13 protein-coding genes are annotated in these 17,660 nt (G+C 57.8%); 5 read left to right on the top strand and 8 right to left on the bottom strand.

All coding sequences use genetic code 11. From position 1 onward, the window contains the following. Positions 1-404: 404 nt before the first annotated feature. Both asnS and pncB read right to left on the bottom strand, forming a co-directional pair. Complete coding sequence (gene asnS, locus FHW76_RS05350) at positions 405-1,805, bottom strand: asparagine--tRNA ligase (RefSeq protein ID WP_012542310.1); 1,401 nt, start codon at positions 1,803-1,805, stop codon at positions 405-407. A 165-nt stretch (positions 1,806-1,970) separates the two neighbouring features. Then, positions 1,971-3,173 carry a nicotinate phosphoribosyltransferase gene (pncB, locus tag FHW76_RS05345; protein ID WP_032691145.1) on the bottom strand — a complete coding sequence of 401 codons (1,203 nt, stop codon included), beginning with the start codon at positions 3,171-3,173 and terminating at the stop codon, positions 1,971-1,973. Positions 3,174-3,499: 326 nt separating this feature from the next. Between pncB and pepN the strand changes: the two genes are divergently transcribed. Further along, positions 3,500-6,115 (top strand): aminopeptidase N, encoded by a 2,616-nt coding sequence (pepN, locus tag FHW76_RS05340; RefSeq protein ID WP_060876108.1) that lies wholly within the window; start codon positions 3,500-3,502, stop codon positions 6,113-6,115. A 97-nt stretch (positions 6,116-6,212) separates the two neighbouring features. Here the strand turns inward: pepN and ssuB are convergent, their stop codons facing one another. From ssuB to ssuE, 5 genes are read right to left on the bottom strand one after another with little or no spacing between them, the layout of a single operon-like run. Continuing rightward, on the bottom strand, positions 6,213-6,986 hold the full coding sequence (ssuB, locus tag FHW76_RS05335) for an aliphatic sulfonates ABC transporter ATP-binding protein (protein WP_012542307.1): 774 nt from the start codon (positions 6,984-6,986) through the stop codon (positions 6,213-6,215). Further along, on the bottom strand, positions 6,983-7,774 hold the full coding sequence (ssuC, locus tag FHW76_RS05330) for an aliphatic sulfonate ABC transporter permease SsuC (RefSeq protein WP_008805877.1): 792 nt from the start codon (positions 7,772-7,774) through the stop codon (positions 6,983-6,985). Before ssuC ends, ssuB begins: the two co-directional genes overlap by 4 nt. Positions 7,775-7,784: 10 nt before the next feature. Then, positions 7,785-8,930 (bottom strand): FMNH2-dependent alkanesulfonate monooxygenase, encoded by a 1,146-nt coding sequence (gene ssuD / locus FHW76_RS05325; RefSeq protein ID WP_012968613.1) that lies wholly within the window; start codon positions 8,928-8,930, stop codon positions 7,785-7,787. Continuing rightward, the gene (locus FHW76_RS05320; protein WP_012542306.1) at positions 8,927-9,889 is read right to left on the bottom strand and encodes a sulfonate ABC transporter substrate-binding protein; all 963 of its coding nucleotides are present in this window, start codon (positions 9,887-9,889) and stop codon (positions 8,927-8,929) included. The genes ssuD and FHW76_RS05320 overlap by 4 nt, the downstream gene beginning before the upstream one ends. Beyond that, positions 9,882-10,457, bottom strand: a complete 576-nt coding sequence (gene ssuE / locus FHW76_RS05315) for an NADPH-dependent FMN reductase (protein ID WP_022066081.1) — start codon at positions 10,455-10,457, stop codon at positions 9,882-9,884. Before ssuE ends, FHW76_RS05320 begins: the two co-directional genes overlap by 8 nt. Before the next feature lie 248 nt (positions 10,458-10,705). Here ssuE and pyrD point away from each other — a divergent pair, with 248 nt between their 5' ends. Both pyrD and zapC read left to right on the top strand, forming a co-directional pair. After that, complete coding sequence (gene pyrD / locus FHW76_RS05310) at positions 10,706-11,716, top strand: quinone-dependent dihydroorotate dehydrogenase (RefSeq protein WP_002898303.1); 1,011 nt, start codon at positions 10,706-10,708, stop codon at positions 11,714-11,716. Between the two features lie 169 nt (positions 11,717-11,885). Then, complete coding sequence (gene zapC / locus FHW76_RS05305) at positions 11,886-12,428, top strand: cell division protein ZapC (protein WP_183476356.1); 543 nt, start codon at positions 11,886-11,888, stop codon at positions 12,426-12,428. Here zapC and FHW76_RS05300 read toward each other — a convergent pair. After that, positions 12,425-13,534 (bottom strand): YcbX family protein, encoded by a 1,110-nt coding sequence (locus tag FHW76_RS05300; RefSeq protein WP_012968611.1) that lies wholly within the window; start codon positions 13,532-13,534, stop codon positions 12,425-12,427. The two genes, zapC and FHW76_RS05300, sit on opposite strands and share 4 nt — an antisense overlap. 99 nt (positions 13,535-13,633) lie before the next feature. On the opposite strand from FHW76_RS05300, the gene rlmKL reads away from it, so the two are divergent. Beyond that, positions 13,634-15,739 (top strand): bifunctional 23S rRNA (guanine(2069)-N(7))-methyltransferase RlmK/23S rRNA (guanine(2445)-N(2))-methyltransferase RlmL, encoded by a 2,106-nt coding sequence (gene rlmKL, locus FHW76_RS05295; RefSeq protein ID WP_008805884.1) that lies wholly within the window; start codon positions 13,634-13,636, stop codon positions 15,737-15,739. A 12-nt stretch (positions 15,740-15,751) separates the two neighbouring features. Next, on the top strand, positions 15,752-17,659 hold the full coding sequence (locus FHW76_RS05290; RefSeq protein ID WP_183476353.1) for an ABC transporter ATP-binding protein: 1,908 nt from the start codon (positions 15,752-15,754) through the stop codon (positions 17,657-17,659). Position 17,660 lies beyond the last annotated feature (1 nt).

The raw sequence follows: 17,660 nt of genomic DNA, 5'->3' as shown, positions 1-17,660 counted from the left end.
ATGTAACTAAATGTGTATTTTGGGGAACTTTGTGAACTTAATCAAAATTCCGTTCCACCTGATGAGGTAAAACGCCATCGCTTATCTATCTATATGAATTATTTATGATTAATTTGGATAAGCGGCAATTCGTTCATTTTATGTGTTGAATTCGTCTTCTTTTTATTCAGCCTCTGTCTTGGCAAGACGTGCGGCGAATGGTTAAAAAATGAGCAAATTTATCAGGGGTTTTGCTCTGATATGAACATAAAGTGCGATCTGCATCACCGGTGTGCACCGAAACAGTGCGTAACATAAATGTGATTTCCAGGTCTTGATGTTTAAGTTTGTTGAATTTTGCTAACAGTAATTGACATAAAAAAAGGCCAGCTTGCGCTGGCCTTTCAGGTTTATGTCAGAAAAATTTAGAATGTCGCGTTGCGCGGGGTACGCGGGAACGGAATGACATCGCGGACGTTCTGCACGCCGGTAACGTAAGCGATCAGACGTTCGAAGCCCAGACCAAAGCCGGAGTGCGGTACGGTGCCGTAGCGGCGCAGGTCGCGATACCACCAGTAGTCTTCTTTGTTGAGCCCCATCTCTGCCATACGTGCGTCCAGCACGTCGAGACGCTCTTCACGCTGGGAACCACCGATGATCTCACCGATACCCGGCGCCAGGACATCCATTGCCGCGACGGTTTTACCGTCTTCGTTAAGGCGCATGTAGAAGGCCTTAATGTCTTTCGGGTAGTTTTTCACCACGACCGGCGCTTTGAAGTGCTCTTCGGCCAGATAACGCTCGTGCTCGGAGGAGAGATCCACGCCCCAGTAAACCGGGTTCTCAAACTGCTTGCCGCAGTTTTCCAGGATAGTGACGGCATCGGTGTAATCCACCTGGGCAAAGTCAGCGGAGACGAAACGCTGCAGTCGGTCGATAGCGTCTTTGTCTACGCGCTCGGCGAAGAACTGCATGTCATCCGCACGCTCTTCCAGTACCGCCTTAAAGACGTACTTGAGCATCGCTTCCGCCAGACCAGCAACATCGTTCAGGCTCGCGAAGGCGACTTCCGGCTCCAGCATCCAGAACTCCGCCAGGTGGCGGCTGGTGTTGGAGTTTTCGGCGCGGAAGGTTGGGCCGAAGGTGTAGATTTTCGACAGTGCGCAGGCATAGGTCTCGCCGTTCAGCTGGCCGGATACGGTCAGGAACGACTCTTTACCAAAGAAGTCTTTATCGAAGTCGACTTTGCCCTGATCGTTACGCGGCAGGTTTTCCAGATCCAGCGTCGACACGCGGAACATTTCGCCGGCGCCTTCGGTATCGGAAGCGGTGATCAGCGGGGTGGAAACCCAGAAGAAGCCCTGTTCGTCGAAGAATCGGTGCAGCGCCTGCGCCAGGGTATGACGCACGCGAGCTACCGCGCCAATCAGGTTGGTGCGCGGACGCAGGTGCGCTACTTCACGCAGATACTCGATGCTGTGGCGCTTGGCCGCCATCGGGTAGGTGTCCGGGTCTTCCACCCAGCCGGTGACTTCCACGCTGGTCGCCTGGATCTCAAAGCTTTGACCCTGGCCCTGGGAAGCCACGACTTTACCGGTGACAATCACCGAGCAACCGGTGGTCAGACGCAGCACTTCCTGATTGTAATTGGGCAGAGAATTATTAATAACGGCCTGTACAGGATCAAAGCAGGAACCGTCATAGACGGCGAGGAATGAAAAGCCAGCTTTAGAATCTCGGCGGGTACGCACCCATCCGCGGACCGTGACTTCGCTGTCAACGGCAACGCGGCCCTGGAGTACGTCGGCTACAGGCACAACGCTCATAATAATCTCTCTATGTAGTCCAATAAAAAAGTCTCTTCCCCCTACAGCGGGGGGATATCTATGTTACCTGTCATCTTCCATCAGACAAGTAGATTTCGCATCATAAGCGGATAATTCGGCAATAAATAATAAAGAAAAAGGAGCCTGAAAGGCTCCTTAGGGGAATTAGCTCGCCTTTTTAATCGGCGGCAGGTCGAACGCCTCGCGCAGGGCGCGGACGAAGGCCTTATCGTGGCAGATGGTTTTCCCCGGGCTGTCGGAGAGTTTCGCCACCGGTTTGCCGTTACATTCCACCAGCTTAATCACGATATTGAGCGGTTTAACCTGCGGCAGATCGCAGGTTAAACGGGTGCCGATACCAAAGCTCAATTTCACCCGCGAGGCGAAGTGGCGATACAAATCGACCGCTTTGGCGAGATCGAGATTATCGGAGAAGACCAGCACTTTGCTCAGCGGATCGATGCCCAGCTTCTGATAATGGGCGATGGCTTTTTCACCCCATTCCACCGGGTCGCCGGAGTCATGGCGCAAACCCTGATAGCGGGTAGCGAATTCCGGACCAAAATCGCGCAGGAACGCATCCATGGTGATGCAGTCGGTCAGCGCGATGCCCAGCTGGTCGGGATACTCTTCCAGCCAGGCGGCAAGGGCCGCCCGCTGGCTGCTGGCGAGGTTCGGGCTGATCTGCTGGTGGGCCTGGAACCATTCGTGCGCCTGGGTGCCCATCGGGGTTAAATGTAAACGACGAGCCAGATCGTAATTGCTGGTGCCGACAAACCACGGCTCCTGCTGCAGACGTTGCACAATGGCCTCTTGCACTTCGCGTGAAAAACGACGGCGGGTGCCGAAGTCCATCAGGCGGAAGGCGCGCATATCGAGGCCAGCGGTCATGCTGGCGAAGTCGCCTAGCTTATGTTCCAGCGTGTTCAGCGCCTGATCGACGCCCATTTCTGGTGAACGATAGCGATGGACCAGCTCGCTTATCACCGCCAGCAGCGGGACTTCCCACATGATGGCTTCACGCCACGGGCCGGTAAGGCGAATGTTCAGCTTGCCGTTGTCATTGCTGACCGTGACCTGGCGCGGGTCATAGCGAAAATCGCGCAGCCAGTCGAGATAATCCTGGCGGAAAAAGGGAAGGGTGGACAACCAGTGATATTCATCATCCCGCAGTCTCAGGTCGCGCATGGACTCCACCTGCTCGCGGATCGCGTCGGCATAAATGCCGAGAAGGTCGTCTCCGCGGCAGCGAAACTCCGCCGCCACATGCACATCGCCGTAGCGGTGGAAGACAGCCTGCTGCATGTGCAGCTTGTAGGCATCCGTATCAAGCAGCGAGTGCAGTACAGGAGAAGTGAATTGTGTCATGGTGCGCAGTAGCATCCTCTCACTGGAGCGTTCCATCCAAACCAACGCGAAAAAAGGAGGCGGAGTATACCTTTATTACCCGGCTCTGTCCCGCGATGGCGAGCGATGGCGACGCTGACGGTCATTTGCGAGGCCTAGTTTAATATATTGAACATGGATCACACCACAAGCTTTGCGTCGGGTCGAGGGCATTTCGTGCCGCGCGTGTTAACAAAATGTAGCGGTTTTCGTGTTTCACATTGAAAAGATGAAGATTCTGCATAGCGCGATTGACACAACGGGAATAGACTGGGACGACACTTTACCCAAGATGCGAAAGGTTTTTTATGACACAACAGCCCCAAGCCAAATACCGCCACGACTATCGTGCGCCGGAGTATCTGATTAGCGATATCGATTTGACCTTTGACCTGGATGCCGCAAAAACCGTCGTTACGGCCGAGAGCAAGGTCTCCCGCCACGCGGCTGCGTCTGATGTGCCATTGCGCCTCGACGGCGAAGATCTGACCCTGATCGCGCTGCAAGTGAACGGCCAGCCGTGGAGTAACTATAAAGAAGAAAACAATCAGCTGGTGATCGGCGGTCTGCCGGAGCATTTCACCCTGACCATCGTCAATGAGATCAGCCCGGCGGCAAACACCGCGCTGGAAGGCCTGTATCAGTCAGGCGAAGCGCTGTGTACTCAGTGCGAAGCGGAAGGTTTCCGCCATATTACCTGGTACCTGGACCGCCCGGACGTGCTGGCGCGGTTTACCACCAAAATCATCGCCGACAAAGCGAAATACCCGTTCCTGCTCTCCAACGGCAACCGCATGGCGCAGGGAGAGCTGGAGAATGGCCGTCACTGGGTACAGTGGCAGGATCCGTTCCCGAAACCGTGCTACCTGTTTGCGCTGGTGGCCGGTGATTTTGACGTCCTGCGTGACACCTTTACCACTCGCTCCGGTCGTGAAGTGGCGCTGGAGCTGTACGTCGATCGCGGCAATCTCGACCGCGCGCCGTGGGCAATGACCTCGCTGAAAAATTCCATGAAATGGGATGAGGAGCGCTTTGGCCTCGAGTACGACCTCGACATCTATATGATTGTCGCTGTCGACTTCTTTAATATGGGCGCGATGGAGAACAAAGGACTCAACGTCTTTAACTCCAAATATGTCCTGGCCCGTACCGATACCGCCACCGATAAAGACTATCTTGATATTGAGCGCGTGATTGGTCATGAATATTTCCATAACTGGACCGGCAACCGCGTCACCTGTCGTGACTGGTTCCAGCTCAGCCTAAAAGAGGGGCTGACCGTGTTCCGCGATCAGGAGTTCAGTTCCGACCTCGGCTCACGGGCGGTGAACCGCATCAACAACGTGCGCACCATGCGCGGGCTACAGTTTGCCGAAGACGCCAGCCCGATGGCGCACCCGATCCGTCCGGATATGGTTATCGAGATGAACAACTTCTACACCCTGACGGTCTATGAAAAGGGTGCCGAAGTGATCCGCATGTTGCACACCCTGCTGGGTGAAGAAAACTTCCAGAAAGGGATGCAGCTGTACTTTGAACGCCATGACGGCAGCGCCGCCACCTGCGATGATTTCGTCCAGGCGATGGAGGATGCCTCTAACGTCGATCTGTCACACTTCCGCCGCTGGTACAGCCAGTCCGGTACGCCAATCGTCACCGTGCATGACGACTACAACCCGGAAACCGAGCAGTACACGCTGACCATCAGCCAGCGTACGCCGCCGACCGCCGAGCAGGCCGAGAAGCAGCCGTTGCATATCCCGTTTGCCATTGAGCTGTACGATAACGAAGGCAAGGTGATCCCCCTGCAGAAGGGCGGCCATCCGCTGCACCCCGTGCTCAATGTAACTCAGGCCGAGCAGACTTTCGTCTTCGATAACGTCTATTTCCAGCCGGTGCCGGCGCTGCTGTGCGAATTTTCAGCACCAGTGAAACTGGAATATAAGTGGAGCGATCAGCAGCTCACCTTCCTGATGCGCCATGCGCGGAATGATTTCTCGCGCTGGGATGCGGCGCAGAGCCTGCTCGCGACCTACATCAAGCTGAACGTCAACCGTCATCAGCAGGGACAGCCGCTGTCGCTGCCGGTGCATGTGGCGGACGCCTTCCGCGCCATCCTGCTGGACGAGAAGATTGACCCGGCGCTGGCCGCCGAGATCTTAACCCTGCCGTCGGCCAACGAAATCGCCGAGATGTTCGCCATTATCGATCCGATCGCCATCGCCACCGTGCGCGAAGCGCTCACCCGCACTCTGGCGAACGAACTGGCGGACGAATTCCTCGCTGTTTATCACGCCAATAAACTCGACAGCTACCGTGTGGAGCACGCCGATATTGGTAAGCGTGCCCTGCGCAATACCTGCCTGCGCTATCTGGCGTTTGCGGAGCCAACGCTGGGCGATAAGCTGGTGTCGGCGCAGTATCACCAGGCGGATAACATGACCGACGCGCTGGCCGCCCTGTCGGCAGCGGTTGCCGCCGAGCTGCCGAGCCGCGATGCGCTGATGCAGGAGTATGACGATAAATGGCATCAGGACGGTCTGGTGATGGATAAGTGGTTTATCCTGCAGTCCACCAGCCCGGCGGCCAATGTGGTGGAAACAGTGCGTGGTCTGCTGAATCACCGTTCATTCAGCATGAGCAACCCGAACCGTGTGCGGTCGTTAATCGGTGCTTTCGCCAGCAGCAACCCGGCGGCGTTCCATGCTGAAGACGGCAGCGGCTACCAGTTCCTGGTGGAGATGCTGACCGAACTTAACCAGCGCAACCCGCAGGTGGCGTCGCGACTGATTGAGCCGTTGATTCGTCTGAAGCGTTATGATGAGAAGCGACAGGCGCTGATGCGCGCTGCGCTGGAGCAGTTGAAGGGGCTGGAGAATCTCTCCGGCGATCTGTTCGAGAAAATCAGTAAGGCGCTGGCGTAACGGTGGCAAAATCCCCGGTTGCGCTCTCGCTTACCGGGGCTACAGCGCTGTGCGATTTGGTAGCCCGGCCGAGCGAAGCGCGGGCCGGGGACGTTAGTTAGCCATGACTAAACAAACGCGGCGCACGCTCGCTGTCGCCGCGTTTCATCACCCGATCCAGCACCTCTGCCTCCAGCTCGGCCAGCTTCGCCGACCCGGTGCGCCGCGGTCGCGGAATATCCACGTTCAAATCGAGGCCAATTTTCTTCTCTTCAATTAACAGCACCCGGTCGGCCATGGCCACCGCTTCACTGACGTCGTGCGTCACCAGCAGGACCGTAAAACCATGCTCCTGCCACAGAGAGACGATCAGCTCCTGCATCTCCAGACGGGTGAGGGCGTCCAGCGCTCCCAGCGGCTCGTCCAGCAGCAGCAGGCGCGGGCGATGGATCAGCGCGCGGGCCAGCGCAACGCGCTGCTTTTGCCCACCTGACAGCGCCGCCGGCCACTCCTGCGCACGGCTCTCGAGTCCGACGCTGGCCAATGCCTGTAGGGCGGCGTCGCGCCAGGCGCCTTTTAACCCCAGCCCGACGTTATCAATCACCGTTTTCCACGGCAGCAGGCGCGCATCCTGAAACATCATCCGGGTGTCGTCCTGGATCGCCGCCAGGGGTGTCGCGCCCGCCAGCAGCTCGCCAGCGTTCGGTTTTTCCAGACCCGCCAGCAGGCGCAGCAGGGTACTCTTGCCGCCGCCGCTGCGGCCCACCACCGCCACAAACTGGCCGCTGGGAATATGCAGATCCAGCTCGTTAAGAATAGTGTTATCGCCATAGCGTTTCGTCACCCCGTTCAGCAGCAGCGGGATACCTGGGGTCAGACGGGCAGTGTTCATGCGTTAGCCTCCTGAAGATGATACGCCGGGTTCCAGCGCAGCCAGAGCCGTTCCAGCAGCTGGGCGCAGACATCGGCCAGTTTGCCAAGGATGGCGTAAAGAATGATGGCGACCACCACCACGTCGGTTTGTAGAAATTCACGCGCATTCATCGCCAGATAACCGATACCGGCATTCGCCGAGATGGTTTCAGCGACAATAAGCGTCAGCCACATCAGGCCAAGAGCGAAACGCACGCCGACCATAATTGAGGGCAGGGCGCCGGGTAAAATCACGTGACGGAACAGCGCGAAGCCGGATAAACCATAGCTGCGCGCCATCTCTACCAGCCCACGGTCGATATTACGGATCCCGTGCCAGGTGTTGATATAGATCGGGAACAGAGTGCCCAGCGACACAAGGAAGATCTTGGCGGTCTCGTCGATGCCGAACCATAAAATCACCAGCGGGATCAGCGCCAGATGCGGCACATTGCGCAGCATCTGGATCGAGGTGTCCAGCAGGCGCTCGCCCCAGCGTGACAGGCCGCTAATCAGGCCGAGCACCAGCCCGATGGAGCCGCCGATGGCGAAGCCGACCAGCGCCCGCCACGAGCTGATGGCCAGATGCTGCCACAGCTCACCGCTGGCCGAGAGCGTCCAGAACGCTTTCAATACCCCCTCCGGCGAGGGAAGCACCCGCGTCGAGAGCCAGCCGACGGACGAGGCCAGCTGCCAGACAATGACCGTCCCCACCGGCAGCAGCCAGGGGGCGAGGCGTAACAACAGGGGATGGGTTGATTTTGCCATCAGTGTCTCCTCAGCTTTGCGCCACTTTACGCGGGATAAACTCGTTGGCGACCGCTTCCCCCTGCAGGCGCAGGTTTTGCGGCTGCGGGATAGACGGCACGGCGACGTCGAGCAGGGGGAACAACAGCTCGCCGACCCGATACGCCTCTTCCAGATGCGGATAGCCGGAGAAGATAAAGCTATCAATACCCAGCGCAGCGTATTCATTGATTCGTTCGGCAACGGTGGCGGCATCGCCCACCAGCGCAGTACCGGCGCCGCCGCGCGCTAAGCCGACGCCGGCCCACAGGTTGGGGCTGATCTCGAGCTGATCGCGTCGACCGTTGTGCAGCGCCGCCATTCGCTGTTGACCGACGGAGTCGGTTCTGGCGAAGGCCGCCTGGGCGCGGGCGATCGTTTCATCATCAAGGTGGGAGATAAGGCTGTCCGCCGCCTGCCAGGCTTCCTCGTTGGTTTCCCGCACGATCACGTGCAGACGGATGCCAAAACGCACCCGGCGCCCATGCCGGGCCGCTTTCTCCCGGACCTGAGCAATCTTCTCTGCCACCTGCTTCGGCGGTTCACCCCAGGTGAGATAGAGATCGACCTGCTCGGCGGCCAGATCCTGCGCGACGTCAGACGATCCGCCGAAATAGAGCGGTGGACGGGGCTGCTGGAGCGGCGGGAACAGCAGCTTAGCGTCGCGAACGCGCTGATGCTTGCCGTTAAAGGTGACGGTTTCTCCCTCCATCAGCTTGCGCCAGATGTGGGTAAATTCAGCTGAGGCCTCATAGCGCTCGGTGTGGTCGAGGAAGACGCCGTCGCCGGCCAGCTCGGCGGGATCGCTGCCGGTGACCAGATTGAACAGCGCCCGGCCGTTTGACAGTCGGTCCAGGGTCGCCGCCTGGCGGGCGGCTACCGTCGGCGACACCACGCTAGGCCTGAGGGCGACAAGAAATTTCAGCCGCTGCGTCACCGGGATCATCGAGGCCGCAACCAGCCAGGCATCTTCACATGAGCGTCCGGTCGGGATCAGCACGCCGGTGAACCCCAGCCGATCCGCCGTCTGCGCGATTTGCTGCAGATAGCCGTAATCGACCGGACGGGCGCCCTCTTCGGTGCCCAGATAACGACCATCACCATGGGTCGGTAAAAACCAGAACATATTCAGACTCATGATTTCGCTCCTTGTGCGGCGGCGGGCTGCCAGATACGGGCCCGGATATCAACTTTTTTCGGCACCAGCTTGTTCTCATAGAACAGGTCGGCCGTCTGCTGCTGGCGAGCGGCGGTTTCGGCGCTCACCGGGGTTACTGAGGTGGGGGGACGATGGTCCAGATAGCTGGCGATCACCGCTTCCGGTAATCCCATCGTTTTCGCCAGCAGCGTAATGCTTTGCGCGCGCTGGCTATGGGTCAGGGCATCGGCCTGAGTAAAGGTATCGAGTACGCCTTCAATGAAAGCGCCATTGCGTTCAGCGTAGGGTCGGGAAGCAAGATAGAACGATCCCGTCTGTTTCAGATCGGTTCCGTCAGTAAGTACCCGTGCGCCGCCCTGCAGCAGCGCGGCGGAGTAGTACGGATCCCAGATGGCCCAGGCGTCGACATTACCCTGCTGGAAGGCGGCGCGCGCATCGGCGGGGGCAAGGTAAACCGGCTGAATATCGCTAAATTTCAGGCCCGCCAGCTGCAGGGCGCGCAGCAGCAGATTGTGGGAGCTGGAACCTTTCTGGAAAGCGACCTTTTTCCCTTTTAATTCGGCAACGTTGTGAATAGGACTGCCTTGCGCCACCAGGATGACTTCCGCTTTGGGCTTGGGCGGCTCCGAACCGATATAGACCAGATCGGCGCCCGCCGCCTGAGCAAAGATAGGCGGAATGTCGCCAGTACTGCCGATGTCAATGCTGCCGACGTTCAGCGCCTCCAGCATCTGCGGACCGGCCGGGAATTCAATCCACGAGATATGGGTGCCCGGATAGCGCTGCTCCAGCAGCTGATGGCTCTTCGCCAGCACCATGCTGACGCTGCCTTTCTGATAACCAATGCGCAGGGCATCGGGCGCCGCCGGGGCGGCGTGGCCCAGCGCGGAGAACAACAGCAGTCCGCCGAGGGTCAGCGCGCGGAGAGGATTAAACATGTTCCACCCCACGCAGAGACGTTAACGACGGGGCGCGGCTGCTGGGACGATGCAGCGCCTGCCAGAAGGTCTCCAGGGACTCATCCAGGCGCCGCTGCAGGTTAGGGGTGAACTGCGGCTTATGCTGGTAATCCGTGACCTGGCTGTCATCGGCGAAGACGCCATGGAGGATCTCCTGGGCCTTCAGGGCATTCAGGACGGGTTTCAGAGCGTAGTCCACCGCCAGCATGTGGGCGATGGTGCCGCCAGTGGCCAGCGGTAGCACGATTTTGCCCTCCAGCGCGCGCTCAGGAAGCAGATCGAGCAGGGTTTTCAGGGCGCCGGAAAACGAGGCTTTATACACCGGCGTGGCGATAATCAGACCGTCGGCCCCGGACAGTTGCTCATTGAGCGTTTGTAGCGCCGGGTTGTCAAAGCGAGCGTACAGGAGGTCTTCCGGGGCAAAGTTCTGCAGATGCCAGTGGCAGACTTCGATATCGGCGGCGGTGAGCGTCTCTCTGGCATATTCCAGCAGGGCGCTGGAACGGGAAGGGTAACGCGGGCTGCCCGCAAGCGTAATGACGCGCATCTCTCTCTCCTTATAACTAAATGTTTGCATTTATCTATAATTGATAACATTTGCAGTGAGTGTGACAGAGCACCATTATTTCCCTAAATGATTTATCCACCGTTAGATAGCCGAAAAGCGCATAACGGCGCGGGGAGAGGTAATCGTTTGCGCTGATGGGTGATTTTTTGTCGCAGGTCAATTCCCTTTCAGCTGCGGATCGCACATAATACGCCCCCGGTTTGCACACCGGGAATCCAGGAGAGTTCATGTACTACCCCTTCGTTCGTAAAGCCCTTTTTCAGCTCGATCCTGAGCGCGCTCATGAAGTTACCTTTCAACAATTACGCCGTGTCACCGGGACGCCGCTGGAAATGCTGGTTCGCCAGAAGGTACCGGCCAGGCCCGTTACCTGCATGGGGCTGACCTTTAAAAATCCGCTGGGTCTGGCGGCCGGGCTGGATAAAAATGGGGAATGCATTGACGCGCTGGGCGCGATGGGTTTTGGTTCGATTGAGATCGGCACCGTCACCCCGCGTCCGCAGCCGGGCAACGATAAACCGAGGATCTTCCGTCTGGTGGATGCCGAGGGGTTGATCAACCGCATGGGCTTTAATAACCATGGCGTTGATAACCTGGTTGAGAACGTGAAAAAGGCGCATTTTGACGGCGTGCTGGGCATCAATATCGGCAAAAATAAAGATACGCCGGTGGAGCACGGTAAAGATGATTACCTGATTTGTATGGAAAAAGTCTATCCTTACGCCGGGTATATCGCCATTAATATCTCCTCACCGAATACCCCGGGGCTGCGTACGCTGCAATACGGTGAAGCGCTCGATGATTTACTCTCCGGTATTAAAAATAAGCAGCTTGAGCTGCAGCAAAAGCATCAGAAATATGTTCCGGTCGCCGTGAAGATCGCGCCGGATCTTTTACCAGAGGAATTGATCCAGGTTGCCGATAGCCTCGTGCGTCATAATATTGATGGGGTAATTGCAACCAATACCACCCTCGATCGTTCTCTGGTTCAGGGAATGAAACATTGCGATGAGACCGGTGGGCTTAGCGGTCGTCCATTACAATTAAAGAGCACTGAAATTATCCGTATGCTCTCCGCTGAGCTGAATGGTCGTTTGCCTATCATCGGCGTGGGCGGTATTGATTCGGTGATTGCTGCGCGAGAAAAGATAGCCGCCGGAGCATCGCTGGTGCAGATCTATTCCGGATTTATTTTTAAAGGTCCGCCGCTGATTAAAGAAATTGTTACCCACATCTAATCTTTTCCTCCGCTGAAACCCACCCAGGGCTTTATTTCCGGCCCTGGTTGTTTTATATTCCCTCACTGTTGCTTATTTAAACATTTTAGACTTTTCTTAATTTTAGAAAATATTCTGCGGCAAGTCGCAACAACTTTGCAGAGGCGTATGAAAGGGGACAGGGGGAAAAATGCGCATTAAACCTGACGATAACTGGCGTTGGTATTACGATGAAGAGTATGACCGCATGATGCTCGATTTGGCCAATGGCATGTTATTTCGCTCGCGCTTCGCCCGGCGAATGCTGACCCCGGATGCCTTTGCGCCGTCGGGATTCTGCGTCGATGACGCCGCGCTCTATTTCTCCTTTGAAGAAAAATGTCGCGATCTCGAACTGTCGAAAGAACAGCGAGCGGAATTAGTCCTCAATGCGTTAACCGCGATCCGTTTTCTCAAACCGCAGATGCCGAAAAGCTGGCACTTTATCGCTCATCCCCACCAGTGGCAGCCGAGCGGCGGCGACGCCGCCTGCGTCTGGCTGAGCGATACCGGGGAGCAGGTGAATTTGCTGGTGGTGGAGCCGGGAGATAACGCCGCGCTTTGTCTGCTTGCCCAGCCGGGTCTCACCCTTGCCGGGCGCGTGATGCAGTTAGGCGACGTTATTAAAATCATGAACGACAGGCTGCAGCCGGCGCAGAGCGCGGTCAGCTACAGCCTGGGACAGGCGGTTTAAGGCGCCAGGCGCAGCGCCGTTTTCGGTACGCAGCTGCAGGCGAGAATGGTGCCGTCCCCGGCGACCGCATTTTTCTTTAACGCGCTGACTTCGCCCTCTTCCAGCCGAATGCGGCAGCTGCCGCAGATCCCTGCCCGACACGAATAGGGTACGCGAATGCCCTGTTGCTCCAGTTGCTCCAGCAGCACCTGCTGGTTATTCCCGCTAAACTGTTGACCCTGCCATTCGATGGCAACCGTAGCTTGCTGCTGCGCTTCCGGGGCCGGAGTATCGTCGCTCTCGCCGGCGCCGTAGGCTTTCGCCGGGCCGCGGGCGAGGATTTCGACTTCATCACCCACCCGGATCACCCCGCTGTTGCGGGCAATCAGGTTCTGGCCAAAATCGACATCGCCATTGTCCAGCGCAGTACGAAAACGCTTTAAGGTTTCCAGCGGCTCCCCGGTGGGATGCTTCTGCCCGCGCTCTGGACTGACGGTGGTAAAAATGCAGCGGCTGCATGGCTTAGCGACGTCAAACACCACTTCGCCGACGCGGATCACTTTCCAGCTATCTTCATCCCAGGCGGCCGCGCCGGTGACCACGAGGTTAGGACGAAACTGTTCTATGCTTACGCTGGCCGGGCAGCGTTGCTGCAGATCGCGCAGCGAGGCCTCGTTAGCCAGCAGGTACGGGTAGCCGTCGGCGAAGGAGAGCGGTACCGCATCGTGGCGCTTCACCCGGCGGGTTAACTGCGGTCCCAGCCAGCGCAGCTGGACATCGCGCTTGAAAAAGCCGCTGAGCCACTGGTTAACGGCGGCGGGTGCGATAAGGGCGGTGAAATGGTTGCCCCAGACTTCGGTGGGCTCGGCCTGCAGGGCGAAATCGCTAAAACGCACCACGGCGCTGCTGCCGTCCGGCGCGGTCAGGTGAAGGCCATCATGCAGCGGCGCCGGAATAAATTTTACCATTTGCGGAAACTGGCGGGCGGTAATAAAGGTCCCGTCGGTTTCGGTGACCATAAACAGGCGATCGAAGGCCAGGCCGCTGATATCAGCAAAGGCGTGGGTCAGGCCCATGCCGCGCATGGATTTAACGGGATGAATAAAAAGTCGCGAGAGCGTTACCATACGCTGCCTCCGGGTTCCAAAAATAAGCCTATAACTTTATGACATAGGGCACATATTGGCTATAATGCGCACCAATTTTCTTTAAGTAAAAGTGACGATATGAATTCTCTGTTTGCCAGTACGGCTCGTGGGCTGGAAGAGCTGTTAAAAACTGAACTGGAAGGACTTGGCGCGACGGACTGCCAGGTCGTCCAGGGCGGGGTCCATTTTCAGGGGGATACGCGCCTGCTGTATCAAAGCCTGATGTGGAGCCGGCTGGCTTCGCGCATCATGCTGCCGCTGGGCGAGTGTCGCGTATACAGCGATCTGGATCTGTACCTCGGCGTACAGGCCATTCCGTGGACGGAGATGTTTAACCCTGGCGCCACCTTCGCGGTACATTTTAGCGGCCTCAATGACGAGATCCGCAACAGCCAGTATGGCGCATTAAAAGTCAAAGACGCCATCGTCGACAGCTTCACGCGTAAAAACCTGCCGCGCCCGAATGTCGATCGTGAGTCGCCCGATCTGCGGATCAACGTCTGGCTGAACAAAGAGACGGCGCATATCTCCCTGGATCTGAGCGGGGAAGGGTTGCATCTGCGCGGCTACCGCGATGGTACCGGTATGGCGCCGATCAAAGAAAACCTCGCGGCGGCGATCGTCATGCGCTCTGGTTGGGTACCGGGTACGCCGCTGCTCGATCCGATGTGCGGCTCCGGTACCCTGCTGATTGAAGCGGCGATGCTGGCGACCGATCGTGCGCCGGGTCTGCACCGCGGCCACTGGGGCTTTGGCGGTTGGGCGCAGCACGATGACGCTATCTGGAAAGAGGTGAAGGCGGAAGCGCAAACCCGCGCCCGCCAGGGGCTGGCGGCCTATGGGTCGCGCTTCTATGGCTCTGACGTCGACGAGCGCGTCATTGAGCGCGCGCGCCGCAACGCCCGCCGGGCCGGCATCGGCGAGCTGATCGATTTTGCAGTCAAAGACGTCGCCCAGCTGAATAACCCGCTGCCGAAAGGCCCGTACGGCACCGTGATCAGCAACCCGCCGTACGGCGAGCGCCTGGAAAGCGAACCGGCGCTGATTGCCCTGCACAGCCTGCTGGGCCGGATCATGAAAAGTCAGTTTGGCGGCTGGAACCTGTCGGTGTTCAGCGCCTCGCCGGAACTGCTGAGCTGCCTGCAGCTGCGTGCCGATAAACAGTTCAAAGCGAAGAACGGCCCGCTGGACTGCATACAGAAAAACTATCACCTGGCGGAAAGCGAAGGCGGCAAGCCGGCGATGCTGGCGGAAGATTTTGCCAACCGTCTGCGTAAGAATCTGAAGAAATTTGAAAAGTGGGCCCGTCAGGAAGGCATTGAATGCTATCGCCTGTACGATGCCGATCTGCCGGAATATAACGTGGCGATCGATCGCTACGGTGACTGGGTGGTGGTCCAGGAGTATGCGCCGCCGAAAACCGTCGATGCGCACAAAGCGCGCCAGCGTCTGTTTGATATTATCGCGGCGACCATCGCCGTGCTGGAAATCGCCCCCAACAAGCTGGTGCTGAAGACCCGCGAGCGGCAAAAGGGTAAAAACCAGTATCAGAAGATGGCGGAGAAGGGCGACTTTATCGAGGTGCAGGAGTACAACGCGCGCCTGTGGGTTAACCTCACCGACTACCTCGATACCGGTCTGTTCCTCGACCACCGTATCGCCCGTCGTATGCTCGGCCAGATGAGCAAGGGTAAGGATTTCCTTAACCTGTTCTCCTATACCGGCAGCGCCAGCGTCCACGCCGGTCTGGGCGGCGCGCGCTCTACGACCACGGTGGATATGTCGCGTACCTATCTGGAGTGGGCGGAGCGCAACCTGCGTCTCAATGGCCTGACCGGTCGTGCGCATCGCCTGATGCAGGCTGACGTGCTGGGCTGGCTGCGGGAAAGCACCGAGCAGTTCGATCTGATCTTTATCGATCCGCCGACTTTCTCTAACTCCAAACGAATGGAAGATGCCTTTGACGTGCAGCGCGATCATATTCGCCTGATGACCGATCTGAAACGTCTGCTGCGTAAAGGCGGCACCATTATGTTCTCGAACAACAAACGCGGTTTCCGTATGGATCATGACGGGCTGGCGGCGCTTGGCCTGAAGGCGCAAGAGATTTCGCAAAAAACGCTGTCGCAGGATTTTGCCCGCAACCGTCAGATCCACAACTGCTGGCTGATTACTGCAGCCTGAAAGGAATAAAGAATGTCACTGATTAGTATGCACGGCGCCTGGCTTTCATTCAGCGATGCGCCGCTGCTGGATAATGCTGAACTGCATATCGAAGATAACGAACGCGTCTGTCTGGTTGGGCGCAACGGCGCCGGTAAATCGACCCTGATGAAGATCCTTAACCGTGAACAGGGGCTGGATGACGGGCGTATTATTTATGAACAGGATCTGATCGTCGCGCGTCTGCAGCAGGATCCGCCGCGCAACGTTGCCGGTACGGTGTACGATTTCGTCGCCGAAGGGATCGCCGAACAGGCCGCTTACCTGAAGGCCTACCATGATGTTTCGCATCAGGTGATGACCGACCCGAGCGACAAAAATTTAAATGAACTGGCCCGTCTGCAGGAACAGTTGGATAACCTGGGCCTGTGGCAGCTGGATAGCCGCATCAATGAAGTGATCGAGCAGCTTGGTCTTAACGCCGACGCGCAGCTGGCTTCGCTTTCCGGCGGCTGGTTGCGTAAAGCGGCGCTGGGCCGTGCCCTGGTCAGCGGGCCGCGCGTGCTGTTGCTGGATGAACCGACGAACCACCTCGATATCGAAACTATCGACTGGCTGGAAGGGTTCCTGAAAAGCTTTAAAGGCACCATTATCTTTATTTCGCACGACCGCTCCTTCATCCGCAACATGGCGACGCGCATCGTCGATCTCGATCGCGGCAAGCTCGTGACCTATCCGGGCAATTACGATCAGTATCTGCTGGATAAAGAAGAAGCGCTGCGGGTTGAAGAGCTGCAGAATGCTGAATTCGACCGCAAGCTGGCCCAGGAAGAGGTGTGGATCCGCCAGGGGATTAAAGCGCGTCGTACCCGCAACGAAGGCCGCGTTCGCGCCCTGAAAGCGATGCGTCGCGAGCGCGGCGAGCGCCGGGAAGTGATGGGCAGTGCGAAGATGCAGGTGGAAGAGGCTTCGCGCTCCGGCAAAATCGTTTTCGAAATGGAGAACGTCAACTATCAGGTTGACGGCAAAGTGCTGGTGAAAGATTTCTCCGCGCAAATCCAGCGCGGCGATAAGATTGCCCTGATCGGCCCCAATGGCTGCGGGAAAACCACGCTGCTGAAGCTGATGCTTGGCCAGTTGCAGGCCGACAGCGGGCGGATCCACGTTGGCACCAAGCTGGAAGTCGCCTACTTCGACCAGCACCGTGCAGAGCTGGATCCGGACCGGACGGTGATGGATAACCTCGCCGAAGGTAAGCAAGAGGTGATGGTTAACGGTAAGCCGCGGCACGTGCTGGGCTATCTGCAGGACTTCCTGTTCCATCCGAAACGGGCGATGACGCCAGTCCGCGCGCTGTCCGGCGGGGAGCGTAACCGTCTGCTGCTGGCGCGACTGTTCCTGAAACCCAGTAACTTATTGATTCTCGATGAACCGACAAACGACCTTGATGTCGAAACGCTGGAGCTGCTGGAAGAGCTGATCGATGGCTATCAGGGCACCGTGATGCTGGTCAGCCACGATCGTCAGTTTGTCGACAATACCGTGACCGAGTGCTGGATCTTCGAAGGCGGCGGCCATATTGGTCAGTACGTAGGCGGTTATCACGACGCCCGCGGTCAGCAGGCCCAGTCTTTGGCGCAAAAGCAGACGATCGTTAAAAAAACGACGGAAGTCGCTCATCCAAAAGCAGAAACTGTCAAACGCGGCGGGAACAAACTAAGCTATAACCTGCAGCGCGAGCTGGAGCAACTGCCGCAGAAGCTGGAAACGCTTGAGGCCGAACTGCAAACGCTGCAGGAGCAGGTAGCCGATCCTGACTTCTTTGGCCAATCGCACGATCGTACGCAGCAAGTGCTGGCGCAGCTGGCCGAAGCGGAGCAGGCGCTGGAAGCCGCCTTTGAACGCTGGGAATATCTCGAAGGATTAAAGAACGGCGCCTGAG

Origin of the sequence: Klebsiella sp. RC2, from assembly GCF_014192815.1 — a bacterium.
In the GTDB taxonomy this organism is placed as follows: domain Bacteria; phylum Pseudomonadota; class Gammaproteobacteria; order Enterobacterales; family Enterobacteriaceae; genus Klebsiella; species Klebsiella variicola.
Note: the sequence above shows the minus strand (reverse complement) of the source record. Positions and strands in the feature narration are given on the sequence as shown.

What these genes read in the sequence shown, in the direction of transcription:
- asnS (WP_012542310.1), bottom strand. Translation starts at nt 1,805, where the DNA reads ATGAGCGTTGTGCCTGTAGCCGACGTACTCCAGGGCCGCGTTGCCGTT.
- pncB (WP_032691145.1), bottom strand. Translation starts at nt 3,173, where the DNA reads ATGACACAATTCACTTCTCCTGTACTGCACTCGCTGCTTGATACGGAT.
- pepN (WP_060876108.1), top strand. Translation starts at nt 3,500, where the DNA reads ATGACACAACAGCCCCAAGCCAAATACCGCCACGACTATCGTGCGCCG.
- ssuB (WP_012542307.1), bottom strand. Translation starts at nt 6,986, where the DNA reads ATGAACACTGCCCGTCTGACCCCAGGTATCCCGCTGCTGCTGAACGGG.
- ssuC (WP_008805877.1), bottom strand. Translation starts at nt 7,774, where the DNA reads ATGGCAAAATCAACCCATCCCCTGTTGTTACGCCTCGCCCCCTGGCTG.
- ssuD (WP_012968613.1), bottom strand. Translation starts at nt 8,930, where the DNA reads ATGAGTCTGAATATGTTCTGGTTTTTACCGACCCATGGTGATGGTCGT.
- FHW76_RS05320 (WP_012542306.1), bottom strand. Translation starts at nt 9,889, where the DNA reads ATGTTTAATCCTCTCCGCGCGCTGACCCTCGGCGGACTGCTGTTGTTC.
- ssuE (WP_022066081.1), bottom strand. Translation starts at nt 10,457, where the DNA reads ATGCGCGTCATTACGCTTGCGGGCAGCCCGCGTTACCCTTCCCGTTCC.
- pyrD (WP_002898303.1), top strand. Translation starts at nt 10,706, where the DNA reads ATGTACTACCCCTTCGTTCGTAAAGCCCTTTTTCAGCTCGATCCTGAG.
- zapC (WP_183476356.1), top strand. Translation starts at nt 11,886, where the DNA reads ATGCGCATTAAACCTGACGATAACTGGCGTTGGTATTACGATGAAGAG.
- FHW76_RS05300 (WP_012968611.1), bottom strand. Translation starts at nt 13,534, where the DNA reads ATGGTAACGCTCTCGCGACTTTTTATTCATCCCGTTAAATCCATGCGC.
- rlmKL (WP_008805884.1), top strand. Translation starts at nt 13,634, where the DNA reads ATGAATTCTCTGTTTGCCAGTACGGCTCGTGGGCTGGAAGAGCTGTTA.
- FHW76_RS05290 (WP_183476353.1), top strand. Translation starts at nt 15,752, where the DNA reads ATGTCACTGATTAGTATGCACGGCGCCTGGCTTTCATTCAGCGATGCG.